This is a genomic window from Roseovarius halotolerans (assembly GCF_900172255.1).
Lineage (GTDB): Bacteria > Pseudomonadota > Alphaproteobacteria > Rhodobacterales > Rhodobacteraceae > Roseovarius > Roseovarius halotolerans.
In genome coordinates, this window is record NZ_FWFU01000001.1 from 781,707 (window position 1) to 797,198 (window position 15,492).

18 protein-coding genes are annotated in these 15,492 nt (G+C 63.4%); 12 read left to right on the forward strand and 6 right to left on the reverse strand.

The annotated features are described in order from the left end of the window. Positions 1-86 precede the first annotated feature (86 nt). The 10 genes from ROH8110_RS03850 to tig all read left to right on the forward strand — a co-directional run bounded on the left by ROH8110_RS03850 (position 87) and on the right by tig (position 9,190). Positions 87-467 carry a hypothetical protein gene (locus ROH8110_RS03850; protein ID WP_085816390.1) on the forward strand — a complete coding sequence of 127 codons (381 nt, stop codon included), beginning with the start codon at positions 87-89 and terminating at the stop codon, positions 465-467. Continuing rightward, complete coding sequence (locus ROH8110_RS03855) at positions 464-1,354, forward strand: alpha/beta fold hydrolase (RefSeq protein WP_085816391.1); 891 nt, start codon at positions 464-466, stop codon at positions 1,352-1,354. The genes ROH8110_RS03850 and ROH8110_RS03855 overlap by 4 nt, the downstream gene beginning before the upstream one ends. An 18-nt stretch (positions 1,355-1,372) precedes the next feature. Further along, the gene (locus tag ROH8110_RS03860; protein ID WP_085816392.1) at positions 1,373-2,539 is read left to right on the forward strand and encodes an ABC transporter substrate-binding protein; all 1,167 of its coding nucleotides are present in this window, start codon (positions 1,373-1,375) and stop codon (positions 2,537-2,539) included. Positions 2,540-2,608: 69 nt separating this feature from the next. Then, complete coding sequence (locus ROH8110_RS03865) at positions 2,609-3,472, forward strand: branched-chain amino acid ABC transporter permease (RefSeq protein WP_085816393.1); 864 nt, start codon at positions 2,609-2,611, stop codon at positions 3,470-3,472. Then, positions 3,469-4,440: a branched-chain amino acid ABC transporter permease gene (locus tag ROH8110_RS03870; RefSeq protein WP_085816394.1), complete on the forward strand. Its 972-nt coding sequence runs from the start codon at positions 3,469-3,471 to the stop codon at positions 4,438-4,440. The genes ROH8110_RS03865 and ROH8110_RS03870 overlap by 4 nt, the downstream gene beginning before the upstream one ends. After that, positions 4,437-5,207, forward strand: coding sequence for an ABC transporter ATP-binding protein (locus tag ROH8110_RS03875; RefSeq protein WP_085816395.1), 771 nt, complete (start codon positions 4,437-4,439; stop codon positions 5,205-5,207). The genes ROH8110_RS03870 and ROH8110_RS03875 overlap by 4 nt, the downstream gene beginning before the upstream one ends. Continuing rightward, positions 5,200-5,913: an ABC transporter ATP-binding protein gene (locus ROH8110_RS03880; RefSeq protein WP_085816396.1), complete on the forward strand. Its 714-nt coding sequence runs from the start codon at positions 5,200-5,202 to the stop codon at positions 5,911-5,913. The genes ROH8110_RS03875 and ROH8110_RS03880 overlap by 8 nt, the downstream gene beginning before the upstream one ends. Before the next feature lie 14 nt (positions 5,914-5,927). Then, entirely contained in the window at positions 5,928-7,403 is a 1,476-nt protein-coding gene (locus ROH8110_RS03885) for an aldehyde dehydrogenase family protein (RefSeq protein WP_085816397.1), read from the forward strand. Between the two features lie 86 nt (positions 7,404-7,489). Continuing rightward, positions 7,490-7,636, forward strand: coding sequence for a hypothetical protein (locus tag ROH8110_RS18640; protein ID WP_170156445.1), 147 nt, complete (start codon positions 7,490-7,492; stop codon positions 7,634-7,636). Positions 7,637-7,858: 222 nt separating this feature from the next. Next, positions 7,859-9,190 (forward strand): trigger factor, encoded by a 1,332-nt coding sequence (gene tig / locus ROH8110_RS03890; protein ID WP_085816398.1) that lies wholly within the window; start codon positions 7,859-7,861, stop codon positions 9,188-9,190. Positions 9,191-9,331: 141 nt separating this feature from the next. Here the strand turns inward: tig and ROH8110_RS03895 are convergent, their stop codons facing one another. From ROH8110_RS03895 to rpsF, 5 genes are all read right to left on the reverse strand, one after another. Continuing rightward, the gene (locus ROH8110_RS03895) at positions 9,332-10,126 is read right to left on the reverse strand and encodes an acyl-homoserine-lactone synthase (RefSeq protein WP_085816399.1); all 795 of its coding nucleotides are present in this window, start codon (positions 10,124-10,126) and stop codon (positions 9,332-9,334) included. 139 nt (positions 10,127-10,265) lie between these two features. Beyond that, entirely contained in the window at positions 10,266-10,979 is a 714-nt protein-coding gene (locus tag ROH8110_RS03900) for an autoinducer binding domain-containing protein (RefSeq protein WP_306372202.1), read from the reverse strand. Between the two features lie 235 nt (positions 10,980-11,214). Continuing rightward, entirely contained in the window at positions 11,215-11,859 is a 645-nt protein-coding gene (gene rplI, locus ROH8110_RS03905; protein WP_085816400.1) for a 50S ribosomal protein L9, read from the reverse strand. 12 nt (positions 11,860-11,871) lie between these two features. Continuing rightward, positions 11,872-12,099: a 30S ribosomal protein S18 gene (rpsR, locus tag ROH8110_RS03910; RefSeq protein WP_058291462.1), complete on the reverse strand. Its 228-nt coding sequence runs from the start codon at positions 12,097-12,099 to the stop codon at positions 11,872-11,874. Positions 12,100-12,127: 28 nt separating this feature from the next. After that, positions 12,128-12,481, reverse strand: a complete 354-nt coding sequence (rpsF, locus tag ROH8110_RS03915; RefSeq protein ID WP_085816401.1) for a 30S ribosomal protein S6 — start codon at positions 12,479-12,481, stop codon at positions 12,128-12,130. A gap of 248 nt (positions 12,482-12,729) precedes the next feature. Between rpsF and ROH8110_RS03920 the strand changes: the two genes are divergently transcribed. Both ROH8110_RS03920 and ROH8110_RS03925 read left to right on the forward strand, forming a co-directional pair. Next, positions 12,730-13,221 (forward strand): hypothetical protein, encoded by a 492-nt coding sequence (locus ROH8110_RS03920; RefSeq protein WP_085816402.1) that lies wholly within the window; start codon positions 12,730-12,732, stop codon positions 13,219-13,221. Between the two features lie 163 nt (positions 13,222-13,384). Next, positions 13,385-13,960 carry a YceI family protein gene (locus ROH8110_RS03925; protein WP_085816403.1) on the forward strand — a complete coding sequence of 192 codons (576 nt, stop codon included), beginning with the start codon at positions 13,385-13,387 and terminating at the stop codon, positions 13,958-13,960. 139 nt (positions 13,961-14,099) lie between these two features. Here ROH8110_RS03925 and ROH8110_RS03930 read toward each other — a convergent pair whose 3' ends face one another. Beyond that, complete coding sequence (locus ROH8110_RS03930; RefSeq protein WP_085816404.1) at positions 14,100-15,335, reverse strand: cytochrome b/b6 domain-containing protein; 1,236 nt, start codon at positions 15,333-15,335, stop codon at positions 14,100-14,102. Positions 15,336-15,492: the final 157 nt, after the last annotated feature.

Genomic DNA, 15,492 nt, shown 5'->3' on the forward strand with positions numbered 1-15,492 from the left:
CTAATTTCATGTTGCGTCTTCGCCAATCGACTCGTTATTAAATAGACCAATAGTTCTGCTGAACGCAACACTTGGGGGGGAGAGTCATGAGCGATCAGGTCATCGAAATTTTCGACAGCCTTCCCCGTCTCATCTTGCGCCAGCCCTCGTTGCTCAGGCGGGCGGCTGCTGCCCAGGCGGTTCTGCTTCTTGAGGCCGGGCAGGCAAGCGTGCGGATGCGCCTGAGCGGTGGGAAGCTCGACATTCAGCCGATGGACGGCCCCATGCAAGGGTGGCATGTGGCGCTGCGCGCCGCGCCCGCAGCTTGGCTGGATCACTGGCAATCTGTCCCGGCACCCGACGCGTTCGACATCTTCGGCATGGCTCGGCGTGGACGGATGCGAATCGAGGGCGATTTCACCCCGCTGATGCGGCATTTGCAGGTGATCAAGGATATCCTTGCCCTGCCGCGAGCGCATCAGTCATGAGCGCGCGCTTTGATCCGATCATCGGGCGCTACCTGCGTCTCGATCTTGGGGGCCGCCCGCAGCGTCTTTATGTTGAAGAGGCGGGGGAGGGGATCCCTTTGCTGTGTCTGCACACGGCTGGTGCCGATGGGCGGCAATACCGCGACCTGATGCTGGACGAGCGCGTGACCTCGCAGTTCCGGGTCATCGCCTTTGATATGCCCTGGCATGGCAAATCAAGCCCGCCCGAGGGATGGCAGGACGAGGAATATCGCCTCAGCACCGATGCCTATGTCGGCATGATACTGGAGATATCCCAAGCGCTGGAGCTTGACCGCCCGGTCGTGTTGGGCTGTTCGATCGGCGGCAGGATCGTCTTGCAGCTTGCGGCGGATCATCCCGAGAAGTTCAGGGGCCTGATCGGCGCGCAGGGCGCCGCATGGCAAGAGCCCTGGTATGACACCGGCTGGCTGCACCGGCCGGATGTTCATGGCGGCGAGGTCTGTGCCGCGCTGATATCGGGACTGATCGCACCCGGGGGGCCAGAGGCCGACCGCCATGAAACGCTCTGGCACTACATGCAAGGCGGCCCCGGCGTGTTCAAGGGCGACCTGTGGTTCTATCGCGTCGACGGGGACCTGCGCGACGCCATCGCGCGGATCGATACCGGGCGCTGCCCCTTGTGGCTGATGGCGGGAGAGTATGATTTCTCGTGTCGTCCCGAAGACATGCAGGCCACGGCGGACGCTATTCCCGGCTGTCATTCCATCGTGATGGAGCGGCTGGGCCATTTTCCAATGAGCGAGAACTACGGACAGTTTGCCCGCAGCCTCATCCCGGTCCTGGAGGAGATCGCTGGACCGGCTCCGGCGGCGCATCGCGCCGCGGCGGAGCATCACCAATCATGAAACGGGAGGAACGTTAATATGAAACGCAATACACTTCTTGCGGCGGCATCGACCATCGCCCTGATATCGGGCGGCGCGATGGCGCAGGAGACACTCAAGCTCGGCGCACTGGTCACATTGTCCGGTGCTGGCGCGAGTTGGGGCCAAGGCATGATGCGCGCGGCCGAACTTGCCGCCGAGGACGTCAATGAAGACGGCGGTCTTGAGGTCGACGGTACGAAATACAAGGTCGAGATCATCGCCTATGACGACGCCTACAAGGCGAACGAGGCGGTTACGGCGGCGAACCGGCTCGTCTTCGAGGACGAGGTGAAATACATCATCGGCACCGTGGGGTCGGCCCCGATCCTGGCGATCCAGCCGATCACCGAGGAAAATGGCGTCATCACGATGACGCTTGGCTTTACCGGCCAGGCGCTGTCGCCCGAGAAGCCCTATACCTTCCGCCCCAATCCGACCACGGCCGAAGTTGCGCAACCGCAGATCGACTGGATCGTGAAGACCCAGGAGGTCAAGACCGTGGGCGCGCTGTTCCCGAAGGACGAGACCGGCGAGGCCATCGCCAAGGACCTGAGCGCGGCCTATGAAAAGGCCGGAGCCACGCTGGCCGCAACCGAGTTCTTCGAGCGTGATCGCGTGGATTTCATTCCGCTGCTGACGCGGATCATTGCGCAGGGCGTGGATGCGATCGAACTGGATGGTAACTCTCCGGCGACGGCGGGTCAGATCGTGCAGCAGGCGCGTGACCTCGGTTTCGAGGGCGTCATTCTGCGCACGGGTGGACCTGCCACGCAGGAAATCGTGAACGTGGCCGGCGAAGCGGCGACCGAAGGGATGTTCGTGCATTCGGCATTCGATCCCGGCGTCGAGTCGGCCAAGGCTTATGAAGAGCGGTTCACCTCGACCTATAACGAACCGATGAACGGCTTTTCGCCCTTCTTCTACGATGGCACGAAAATGCTGTTCCAGGCGATGCGCGACGCAGGCACTGTGGAAGATACCGAGGCCGTCAAGACGGCGCTGGAGAACATCTCGGACTATCAGGGGATTCTCGGCACGATGAACTGGACGGGCGAGGATCGCTACGGCATCGCCCACCAGCTCGACAGCCCGTTCTATATCGCCCGCGTTGAAGGCGGCGAGGAAGTGATCGTGGCACGCTGCACCTCGGACGGCTGCGAGTAATCCATCCCATAACGGCTGCGCGTCGCCCAGTGGCGGCGCGCGCTGCCCCATGCGAAAGGAACGGTTCCCGTGAGCTTTCTTATCGCCCAATCCCTGATTAACGGGGTCATCCTGGGCACACTCTACCTATTGATGGCGATCGGGTTCACGCTCGCCTTCGGCGTGATGCGGATCGTGAATTTCGCGCACGGCGAATTCTACATGATCGGTGCGTTCTGCGCCCTGATCGGTGTGACCTGGCTTGGCTTACCCTTTCCGATCACGCTGGCCCTGACGATCGCCTTCGCGATCCTGTTGGGGGCTGTGGTGGAGCGGCTCGTGTTCCGGCCATTCCGCGCCGACGAGCTGTCGGGAATGATCGCCTCGCTCGGGTTGGCGATGATCCTTCAGCATGGTGCGCTGATCCTGTTTGGACCGGACCCGCAGGCATTTCCTTCGCTGGTTTCGGGCGTGTTCCGCTGGGGCGCGCTGATCGTGCCGAAATCGCGCGCTCTGGCGCTTGGCATCGGTATCGTGATCCTGCTCGTCTTTTATGTGTTCCTGATGCATACGCGGCATGGTCGGGCATTGCGCGCCCTGGTGCAGGATCAGGAGGTCGCGGCGGTCTTCGGTGTGCGGCTCGAGATCATGTATCCGCTGGGACTTGGCCTTGGTGTCGCGCTGGCCGCGGTGGCCGGTGGGCTGATGGCGCCGCTGTTCGGCGTGTCGCCGTTTATCGGGGGAACGCCGCTACTGAAGGCCTTCATCGTCGTCATCCTCGGCGGACTCGGATCGATCCCCGGTGCGGCGCTGGCCGCGATCCTGCTGGGGCTGATCGAAAGCTTCACCTCGTCCTTCATCAGTGCCTCGGCCGCCGATATCGTGACTTTTGCACTGGTCATCGGTGTGCTTCTGGTGAGGCCCGCCGGATTGCTGGGGAGGGCGGAAACATGAACACCGCCGATACCATTTCCACACATCGTGCCCGGCCCGCCAACCTGCTCTGGCTTCTGGCCCTTGTCGGCGCGGCGATGATTCCCTGGTTCACCGGCAGCACCTTTCACTTCCACATCGCGATCATGGTCTGCATTGCGGCCATGGCAACGGGTGGGCTGGCCGTGATCGCGTGGGTCGGGCAACTTTCGCTGGCGCATGCGGCCTTTGCCGGGGTCGGCGCCTATACGTCGGTTCTGCTGGTCACGCGGCTGGATGTGCCGGTTCTGTTGGGCCTGCCTGCCGGCGGATTGGCTGCCGGAACGGTAGCGTTTCTCATCGGGTCGCCGCTGCTGCGGCTGCGGGGGGTCTATTTCGTGCTGATCACCTTCGCGATGAACGAATTGTTCCGCCTCGTCATGCTGGACATCCCCGCGTATTCCGGGGGATCGAGCGGCATCGTCGGGATTCCCAAGATATCGGTCTTCGGACAGACGCTCAGCCGTCATCAGGACGTGTATCCCTTCATGCTGATTTGCCTTGTGCTGGTCATGGGCCTGCTCGTGCTGATCCGTAACGGACAGCTTGGCCGCCGCTTCGCCGCGGTGGAGGAAAACCTGACGCTCGCTGAATCCTCGGGGATTCCGACGGCGCGGACGCAGAACCTGGCCTTCACCATCGGCAGCGCCATTGCCGGGTTCGCCGGAGCGTTGCTGGCGCATTATATCGGCTTCATTTCGCCCGAGACCTTCGGATTTCAGCTGTCGGTATCCTATGTGATCATGCTGGTCACCGGCGGCCGGCTGGCGCTTTGGGGGCCGCTTGTGGGCGCGCTGTTCCTGACGCCCTTGCCCGAATTCCTGCGCGGGGCAGTCGAATACCAGCACATCATCTACGGTGTCGTGCTGATCGCGGTGTTGCGGTTCCTGCCCCAGGGGCTGGCCGGATTGCCGGCGCAGATCGCGCGAGCGAAAGGGGGCAGGCCATGAGTGCGGTTCTTGAAGTCAGCGACCTGACCAAGCGGTTCGGTGGCCTGGCGGCTCTGTCGAATGTCAGTTTTGCTGCTGAGGAAGGTGCGATTACCGGGTTGATCGGGCCAAACGGTGCGGGCAAGACGACCTGCTTCAACCTCATCACCGGAACCTTGCCGGCCACCTCCGGGACGATCCGGTTCAAGGGGCGCGATATCGGTGGGCTTTCGCCGCACCAGGTCGTGGAACACGGGCTGGCGCGGACGTTTCAGGCGGCGACGACCTTTCCCGATGTGTCCGTGCGTGAAAACATCCTGCGCGGAGCGCTGCTGCGTCATCCTCTCGGGCTTGGTGCCGCGATCTTTGGCGGTGCAAAGGCGCGCGCCGCCGAGCGCGACGCCAACCAAACGGTCGACGAGGTGATGGATGCGCTTGATCTGAGTGATCATGCCGAGCGGATTGCGGGCACCTTGGCCTATGGCCACCAGAAGCGCCTGGGCGTGGCGATCGGCCTTGCCACACGCCCGTCGCTGCTGTTGCTGGATGAGCCTGCCGCCGGTCTCAACCCTGACGAGGTGGACCGCTTTGCGACCATGCTGGGCGAGATCAAGGCACGGTTCGGCATGTCCGTTCTGGTGGTGGAACATCACATGCGGTTGATCATGCGGATCTGCGATCAAATCATCGTTCTCGATCACGGCGAAAAGATCGCCGAAGGCGCACCGGATGTGGTGCGCGACGACCCGAAGGTGATCGAGGCTTATCTGGGAGCAGAGCATGCATAGTGAGGTTTCCGTTCGTGACCTCGTGGTCAATTATGGCCCGGTCCGCGCCCTGCACGGGGTCAGTTTCGATGTGCCCGCAGGCCAGATCGCTGCGCTTGTCGGCTCCAACGGAGCGGGCAAGAGCACGGTGCTGAAAGCCATTTGCGGGCTGCTTCAGCCGGTCGAGGGCGAGATCGTCGTCGGCGGAGAGGTCATGTCGCCCAAGCCGGGCGACCCGCTGCGCCATGGTGTCGCCCTGTCGCCAGAGGGGCGGCGCCTGTTCGGGCGGCTGCCGGTCGAGGAAAACCTCTTGATGGGCGCCTATACCGTGCCCGATGCGGCCAGCCGGCGCGAGATGATGGAGCGCGTCTATGGCTATTTCCCGCGGCTCAGGGAGCGGCGACGCCAGATGGCCGGGTCTCTTTCAGGGGGCGAGCAACAGATGTGCGCGATCGGTCGCGCGCTGATGGCGCGGCCCAAGGTACTTCTGCTGGATGAGCCATCCTTGGGGATCGCGCCGATCATCGTGGCCGAACTGGCGAAGATCATCGAGGAAATCAGCCGGGACATGTCGATGACTGTGCTGCTTGTCGAGCAGAATGCGCAGATGGCGCTGTCGCTCGCGTCTACAGGCATCGTGCTCGAGACCGGAAAGGTGGTGCTGACAGGCACCGGAAGCGAGCTTCTGGAAAGCCCGGAGGTTCGGGCTGCCTATCTCGGAACGTAAGGAAGGAACCTAAGATGTCGCTTCTTGCAGCGGAGGCCGTAATCCCCCCGGTCAATCATATCCAGGATCTGCTGATCGCCGGTCGCCCGGTGGCCGGGGATGGTCCCGCGCTTGACGTCGTGGATCCGGCCAACGGGCAGCTTATGGGTCGTGTCGGCACCTCGAGCCCGGCGCAGGTGGCAGCGACGGTCCGGGCCGGGGCGCAGGCCGTGCGTGAGAGCGGCTGGGCCGACCGCCCGGCGCACGAACGCGCGCGCGTCTTGTCGCGCGCCGCGGACGAGATCGAGCGTCAGGCGGATCACCTCGCCGAGTTGCAGATGCGCGAGAACGGCAAGACCCGCAAGGAGAGCCGAGCGCAGGCAATGTCCGCTGCCGGAATATTCCGCTACTACGCCGCAGTATGCGAATGCAGTGAAGAGTCGATGCCACCCGCACGCGGGGCCTACTTCACGATGCAGGTCTACGAACCCGTGGGTGTGGTGGCCGCGCTGACGCCATGGAACTCGCCCCTGACCATGGGTGCGCAAAAGATCGCCCCGGCCCTGGCGGCAGGCAACGCCGTGGTGTTGAAGGCGGCCGAAACCACGTCATTCGTGACGCTGGCGCTCGGGCAATGTGTCGTCGCGGCTGGCCTGCCGGAAGGGTTGCTGTCGGTGATAGCGGGGGGGCGTGAGACTGCGGTTGCACTGGTCGAAGATCCCGGCGTCGGCCTCATCAGCTTTACCGGTGGCACGTCCACCGGCCAGAGCATCGCACGCGGCGCGGCAGCGCGTCTCGTGCCGCTGATCCTGGAGCTTGGTGGAAAGTCGCCGCATATCGTCTTTGCCGATGCGGACCTCGATGCCGCCGCCAGTGCCGTTGCCAACGGCATCTTTGGCGGCACCGGCCAGTCCTGTGTTGCCGGATCGCGTCTGTTTGTCGAAGAGTCGGTCGCGGATGCGTTTCGTGAGCGTCTGATCGCACAGGCGGCAGCGCTTCGACTGGGGCCGCCCGCCGACCCAGAAAGCATGATCGGACCGCTGGCATCCTTTGCGCACAGGGACCGGGTGGAAGCGTTCGTTGCGAAAGGCGTGGAGGCAGGCGGCGAGATCCTGTTTGGCGGACAGCGCCCGGCTGGTGGTGAATTCGCCGAGGGTGCATATTTCCAACCGACGATCATAGGCGGGATAGACAATGCGTCCGCCATCGCGCAGGAGGAGATCTTCGGTCCGGTGCTGTGCTTCATGACCTTCAAAGACGAAGATGCCTTGATTGCGGCGGCGAATGACAGCGTCTACGGGCTGGCTGCGGGGATCTGGACTGAAAACTACCGTCGCGCTTGGCGGGTCGCCCGTGCGCTTGAGGCGGGGACCGTCTGGATCAATACCTATAAGCAGCTTTCGATCGCGGCGCCTTTTGGCGGGTTCAAACTGTCGGGGTTGGGACGCGAAAAGGGTCTTGAAGGGATGCGCGCCTATCAACAGGTGAAAAGCCTCTATTGGGCAACGTGAAGACGTTGCGCTGTAGGCGCAGCTGGTTTTCCGAGGCGCCGCTGGACCTGTAAGGCATCCGGCGCGCGAGGAGGATTTGACAGTGAGTGAATGAGTCAAGTGACGCAGTCGGTGGGTTCAATTGGGTCGTCCTGTCGGGTCGCCGCGTCTGGCTCTACATCCTTCTCACCGCATCCATCGCAGGCGCACGCATTCGCAGCGTCTTTGTCCGTGTGCTCGTATCGCTGGTGTGACGCCTGCTTCGGGCGGTGTTTCTGTTGGTGGCGCGTGGAAATGTGCCGGAAGGGCGCGAGGTTAGAAACGGGCCATGCCCGCGCGCCCGACGGCGAAGCGATGCCGCAGCCACAACACCGCCCAAGACTCTGCTTGCACCCTGCGCGCGGCGCACCTAGAAGGGCGGCTGATTTTGACCGCCGCGGACGCCTCCGCGGCCCGATGCATATGAGAGGACGACAATGCAGGTCACCGAAACCCAGAATGAAGGCCTTAAACGCGCCTACAAGATGATCCTGACCGCCCAGGAGCTGGATGACAAGGTCATGGACAAGCTCAAGGAAGCGCAGCCCGAAGTGGAGCTGAAGGGCTTTCGCAAGGGCAAGGTCCCGCTGGCGCTGCTGAAGAAGCAATTCGGTCAGCGGATCATGGGCGAAGCCATGCAGGAAGCCGTGGACGGCGCCATGTCGGCCCATTTCGAGGAAAAGGGCGAGCGCCCCGCCGCCGAGCCTTCGGTCAAGATGACCAACGAGGACTGGAAAGAGGGCGACGATGTCGAGATCGAAATGTCCTATGAGGCATTGCCCGACATCCCCGAGGTCGACCTGAAGAAGATCAAGGCCGAGCGCCTGGTCGTGAAGGCCGATGACGCCGCCGTGGACGAGGCGCTGAGCAGCCTTGCCGAGAACGCGCAGGACTTCAAGGCGCGCAAGAAGGGATCGAAATCCAAGGATGGCGATCAGGTCGTCATCGATTTCGTCGGCAAGGTCGATGGCGAGCCCTTCGAGGGCGGCGCGGCCGAAGATTACCCGCTGGTGCTGGGTTCCAACAGCTTCATCCCCGGTTTCGAGGAGCAGCTTGTCGGCGTGAAGGTCGACGAGGAGAAGGACGTGAGCGTCACCTTCCCCGAGGAATACCAGGCCGAGCATCTGGCCGGCAAGGAAGCCGTGTTCGAATGCAAGGTCAAGGAGGTGAAGGAACCCGTCGCTGCCGAGATCAATGACGAACTGGCCACCAAATACGGCGCCGAAAGCCTCGATGCGCTGAAAGACCAGATCAAGGAACGCCTGGAGGCCGAATATGCCGGCGCCGCGCGGGCGGTGCTGAAGCGGCACCTGCTGGACGAGATGGACAAGCTGGTCAGCTTCGAGCTGCCGCCCAGCATGGTCGAGGCCGAGGCCAAGCAGATCGCGCATCAGCTGTGGCACGAGGAAAACCCCGATGTTCAGGGCCATGACCACCCCGAGATCGAGCCCACCGATGAGCACAACAAGCTGGCCGAGCGCCGGGTGCGCCTTGGGCTGCTGCTGGCCGAGCTGGGCCAGAAGGCCGAGGTCGAGGTGAGCGATGCCGAGATGACCCAGGCGGTCATGGAGCAGGCGCGCCAGTATCCGGGCCAGGAGCGTCAGTTCTTCGAGTTCGTGCAGAACAATCCGCAGATGCGCCAGCAGCTGCGCGCGCCGATCTTCGAGGACAAGGTGATCGATTATGTCGCCGAACTGGCGCAGGTCACGGAAAAGGAAGTCGGCAAGGACGATCTTGAAAAGGCCGTCGAGGCGCTGGACGACGCGTGATCGCCGACGCGCTTGCGTGACTGACAGATCAAAGGGCCGCCCCGTTTCGGGAGCGGCCCTTTTTCATTCACATCCCGGAGACGGGCGGGGGAGATTGTCCGCACCGTCCCGCATTGCCGCGACGGTCTTGGTAGCCGATCTTCAGGCGTCGCAGCTGGGTTGTGAACGATACATGCCTGCAAGCTCGCGCTGCAGGGCGAGGGCGGCCTCGCGTTCGGAGTCGGTGCAGGCACCGGCGATCTGGGCGTCGCAATAGTCGCGCAGCGCCACCGGCATCGTGACAGGGGTGCTTTCGGCAAGGGCGTCGGCGACCACGTCATCCTCGAGGAAGATCTCGCCGGTGATCCCGGCAAAGGCGCGGATGCGCGCGATGCGTTCCTCGGTGATGTCACTGAGCGCGGCGAGGGCCTTGGTCTTGCCCATCTGCACGGTCTTGCCGATATAGCCGTAAGGCGCGTTGTCGCAGCGTTTGAGGATCCGGTCCATCGCCGGATCGACGACGCTGATCACGTCGCTGATGCCGGAGTTGAAGGCATATTCGGCGATGCCGGCCATCAGTTCGCAAGCCGCATAGGAAACGGTGCGATCCGCGCCGGGGCGCTTGAGGCGCTCGCTGTCGATGCAGAAGCGGGTGTTTTCCCAGACTGTCGCGCTGCGCAGTGGCGGTTCGCCGCAGAGGATGTCCTGGAACACGTCCGAGAGCATGTGCGGGCCGGTTGTCTGAAGCATCCGGTTGCAGCCGACCACGTTGTAAGAGCCGTCAAGCGCCACGATATAGGCCGGATCGAGCTGATCGAAGAGATCGATCTCGCGGCCGTTGCGCACCATCACGTCCCAGCCCATGCGATCGCGGAACACCCGCGCCCGCAGCTTGTACATTTCGTCCAGAATGCCGCCGAAGCGGTGCTTGTTCAACGCATCGATAACAAGGATCATGGCTTCTTCCCCAATTGATGATCATTGGGACGAGGATACCGAAGCGCTGATTTTGCGATATTAGGGGAATCCCGTAGAGATAGTTAACGGGATTCGAATATGTACACGCTTGTGGCGAATGGTTCAACTGCGGGATCACTTACCCCGGTTGAATGAGCCCCAGGCTGACGGCGCGGCCCACGGCCTGCGCGGTGCTGATGGTGCAGAGTTTCTCGCGTGCCGAGCGCAGGTGCACTTCGACGGTGCGCGGAGAGATGGCGACGATCGCGCCGACATCCATCTGCGATTTGCCCGCGGCGATCCATTGCAGGATCTCGATTTCGCGCGAGGACAGGCGGGGATGGCGCAGGGTGCGCATCAGGGGTTCGGAATTCATCACGGTGTCATGCAGGTGGACGGCGTTGTTGAGCAGGCTGCCGATGATCTCGCGGCGCAGGCCGGACCAGTCGCGCGGGGACATCGAGGCACAGGCACAGAGCAACCCGACCTCGCCGAAGAGGCCCCGGATCGGGACGGTCACGCCTTGGTCGGGCAGGCCGAAATCATGGGAATCCCTGAACACGCGGTCATAGCCTTCGGTGTGTTCCAGGCGCCGCCAGTCCACCGGCGCCACCGAGCGCAGCGCGGCGAGCAGCGTGGGATCATGCGCCTGCAGCCGTTCGGAGACATAATGCGACTTCCATTCCTCGGGATAGGTGGTGAAGCCGTGCATCTTGCCGGTGACCGGATTGGCCGAGAAATAGGTGGCGTGCTCGACCCCCAGCCTGTCGCAGAGCTTGTTGAGATGACCGACGAAGTCCAGCTGGCCATCGGGCGTGCTGGCAAGGTCGATCAGGTCCATGCGCTTGTTCATGTTTTCGACTGGATCAGTTCGGGATCCCCCCTGTTCCGCACTGCACCCGGATGCTGGGACTATAGGCGACAATCCGCCACATGACCAGTCAGGCGATGCGGCGTCCCTGCGCGGGGAATTCGGACGGGGGGAAAACGGGAGGGAAACGGGCGAAACCCGGTAAAAACAGCGGTATAAGGAAAGGGCCGCGCGTGTCGCGCGGCCCCTTCTTTGTCTGGTGGCCTTGCGCCGGGCGTCAGCTTTGAGTGCTGTCGTCCTCGTCAGAGTCGTCCTGCTCGGGCAGCACGTCCTCGACGGCTTCGGCCAGGTCCTCGTCATCCGAGGCTGCGCCCCCGATATCGTCGAAGAGTTCCGCGATTTCAAAGTCGGCGGCGGCTTCTTCTTCGGCGGCGGCATCTTGGATCGACTTGCCCGACGCCTGAAGCTCGGCCTCTTCGGGCGAGCGGGCGACGTTGAGCTGCATGGTGACGATCACTTCGGGATGCAGGGTGACGACCACGTCGTGCAGGCCCAGTTCCTTGATCGGGCGGCTGAGGGCCACCTGCTTGCGATCGACCGAGAAGCCTTCTTCGGTGGCGGCGTCAGCCGCGTCGCGGGTGCTGACCGAACCATAGAGCGCGCCCGAATCCGACGCCTGGCGAATCACGATGAACTGCTGTCCATCGAGCTGACCGGCCAGTTTCTCGGCTTCCTTGCGGGTTTCGAGGTTGCGGGCCTCGAGCTGTGCTTTCTGGTCTTCGAAGCCCTTGATGTTGGCCTCCGAAGCGGTCAGTGCCTTGCCCTGCGGCAGCAGGTAGTTGCGGGCGTAGCCGGATTTCACATCGACCACTTCGCCCATCTGGCCCAGTTTGGCCACGCGTTCGAGAAGGATAACTTGCATGATGCTCTCTCCTTACTTCACGGCGTAGGGCAGCAGGGCGAGGAAACGCGCGCGCTTGATGGCGCGGGACAGTTCACGCTGCTTCTTGGCCGAGACGGCGGTGATGCGCGAAGGCACGATCTTGCCACGCTCGGAAATGTAGCGCTGCAGGAGCTTCGTGTCCTTGTAGTCGATCTTGGGTGCATTGTCGCCCGAGAAGGGGCAGACCTTGCGGCGGCGGAAAAACGGTTTTGCAGCCATAAGTTAGTGTCCTTTCTTCAGGCGGTTATCAACGGCGTTCGCGACGGGTGTCACGTTCGTCGCGCTTTTGCATCTGCACCGAGGGGCCTTCTTCATGCGCGTCGGTCTTGATCGTCATGACACGCATCACGTCGTCATGCAGACGCATCAGGCGCTCCATTTCCTGCACCGCGGGCGCCGGGGCGTCGGTGCGCAGGAAGGCGTAATGCCCCTTGCGGTTCTTGTTGATCTTGTAGGCCATCGTCTTGACACCCCAGTACTCGCTGTCGACAAGCTTGCCGCCGTTGTCGGACAGGACCGAGCTGAAATGTTCGATGAGGCCTTCAGCCTGCGCGTTGGACAGATCCTGGCGCGCGATAAATACATGCTCGTAGAGCGGCATGTGATCTCCACTTCTTTCAAGGCGCATTTCAAAGGCGGGCCATATTCCCTTCCGCGGCCCCGCCACGAGAGACTGCGCGGTTCAAAACGTCTTGCGGAAGGAAGGGGGCGTATACGACGGATTTCACGCCGGGGCAAGAGCCGCCGGGCCTTCCAGATTTCTTCGCGTCATTGCCCCACTGATGCCCGAATTCGGCGCTTCTATCGGGCAGTGCAGAGTGTTGTTGCGAATGGTCCGGAGGTGGCAGAATGGTTTCCCTACCCGATTACGAGAAAGAGACAGGGCAGGCGCAGCTTGCGGGCGACGCTGCGCCCGGCACGGCGTCGCCGCTCTACAGGGCGGTGCTCATGTGCCTCGGTGCGGCGCTGCTGATGGCGGCGATCGGTCTCTGGATGGTTCCGGCGGGTGCGGGCGACGAGCCGATGCTGATCGTCAAACTGCTGATTTCAGCCGTGATGCTGGCGGTCGGGCTGATGTTGCTGAGCGGGCTCAACGAACCTGCGCCATCGCCGGAAATCCAGATCGACCGGGATAGGGGCGAACTGCGGCTGATCGAACGTGGCGCGGATGGCACGGCGCGGCTGGCCGCGAGCCATGAACTCGAGGCGTTGAGCGAGGTATCGCTGTTCAACGGTGTCCTGTCGGCCAGGGATGCGCGCGGCTGCGAGCTGCTGTCGCTGCCGGTGACCGATGCACGCACCCGCGCGGCGCTGCGCGCGGCGCTCGATATCGCCAACTGAACGTGCCTGCAGGTCGCGCAGGCCGCATCGGCCGCGCGTGAACCGTCCGGACTCTGTTCGGATCTCCACACGTTATGTTGAATTCTGGGGGGTTGCCCGAAGCGGCGGCGGACGCGAAGATGCTTGCGATTTCAACCGATCATCCAAGCATGGAGACCGCAACATGAAGTACATGGTATTGGCCGCAGCCCTGACGATGGGAGCGACCGGGGCCTTCGCCGCGCCCGAGAAATACACACTCGATCCCAGCCACAGCCAGGTGGTATTCTCATATAATCACCTGGGGTTTTCGACCACCTACGGCATGTTCGGGGGATTCGAGGGCGAGATCATGTTCGATCAGGACGACCCGGCCAATTCTTCGGTCAACGTGTCGATCCCGGTGCGTTCGATGATGACCGGCTGGCAAAAGCGCTTTGACCATTTCATGTCGGACGAGTTCTTCGGCGCGGCCGAGGGCGACATGGTGACGTTCTCCTCGACCGGGATCGAAGTGACGGGCGATACCACCGCCAACATCACCGGCGATCTGACGATGAACGGCGTGACCAAATCGGTCGTCCTGGCGGCGGAGCTGAACAAGAGCGACAGCCACCCGATGAAGGACGGCCAGGCATGGGCGGGGTTCGATGCAACCACAACGCTCAAACGCTCGGAATACGGCATGGATTTCGCCGTGCCCGCCGTTGGCGATGAAGTCGAGGTGATGATCTCGATCGAGGCCGGCAAGGCCGAGTGACACGCGCCGCGTGACTGTGAAAGGGCCTGCCATCGATGTGGCAGGCCCTTGGCGTTTGCGGTGTCTTTCCGGACCAGTGCCGGGGGGCCAGCCCCCCGGACCCCCCGAGGTATTTCAAGCCAGATGAAGGGCGAGCAATTCAGGGGGCGGCGCGTCGGGCGGTGAGATCGAAAGTGATCTCGACGCTTGCCGCCAGCGAGCCGGTGCTTTCGCCGCCGATGCCGAAGGCGCGCCGGTCCACGCTGAGGCCGCCTTGGGCGGTGGCGCTGTCGCCCTGGATATCGAGGGTGAAGGGCATTTCGACGGGGACGGATTGGTCGCGGATGGTGAGCGTGCCGCGCGCAAGTTTGCCGTCGTCGGTGCTGAGCAGGTCGGCGTTGAAGCGGGCGGTGGGGAAGGCTTCGGCGTTGAAGTAATCCGCGCCGAGCGCTTCGCTTGTGACCGAGCCTAGGGTCAGGGAGGGGATCGAGATCGTCACGTCGACGCTGCCGTGGCGGCCATTGGCATCGGCGGAATCGCTGTAGTCTATCGACGCCGTCCAGTCGGCGAAGCTGCCGGTCACTTCGGAGCCCATCTGAACGACGGTGATCTGCAGGCTGCCATCCTCTACCTGCCATTCGCTTTCCACCGCGTCGAGAGGGGCGCCCTGTACGGCGATGTCGGCGGCGTGGTCGCGGGGGGTGAACCAGCCCAGCCAGCCGGCGCCGCCCAGTACCGCGCCCCAGAGCGCCAGCGCGGTAAGAAGCGGCAGGACATGGCCGGGTTGGCGTTCGGTTGGAAGGGCCGGGTTCTGGCCGGGCAGCATCCGGCGCAGCGTGGCGTCACCGTCCAGCAGATGATGCTTGAGCGCGCCCGCCACATGCAGTGCGATGGCCGCGAGCAGCATCCATTGCAGCAGGTAATGCAGCGTCCCGGTGATATCAGCGAGGCGCTCGTCCTTGGGCACGAGGGGCAGGGATTGACCGAGCGGCCACCAGATCGGCGCGAAGCCCGAGCTTGCCGCGTGGTGCACCCAGCCGCTGAGGGGCACTGCGACCAGCGAGCCGTAAAGCAGCCAATGCACGGTTTCGGCGAGCCATGCCTCGGCAGGCTTGTCGCCATTGAGAAGCGCCGGTTTGGGCTGGCCGATGGCCCAGGCTATGCGTGCCAGCGCCACAAAGAAGAGCGCAACGCCGATGGTCTTGTGCATCGAGAAGAGCGTGGCGGCGAGCTGAAGCGCGGAGTCGTCGGGGCTGGCGCTGCCACCGCGCACGTCGTGGGCGAGGTCGCTGGCCAACAGCCCGAGGGGGAACATCGCCAGGATCAGCAGGGCGGTCAGCCAGTGAAAGGTCTTGGTGACGCTGCCATAGGTCGTGCTGGTATTGCTGAGCGGCATCGTGCGGGGCTCCTGATGGTTGCGGGCTTTGTAGCGACATTAGCGGAGCATGCGGGCGGGGCAATGGTGCAGGGCGCACAGGCGCCGTGCGTCGGTGTTGGGCGTTGCCTCTGTGCACGAGGCGCGGTATCGGGTTGCAGCACAGCTATTCGGGAGG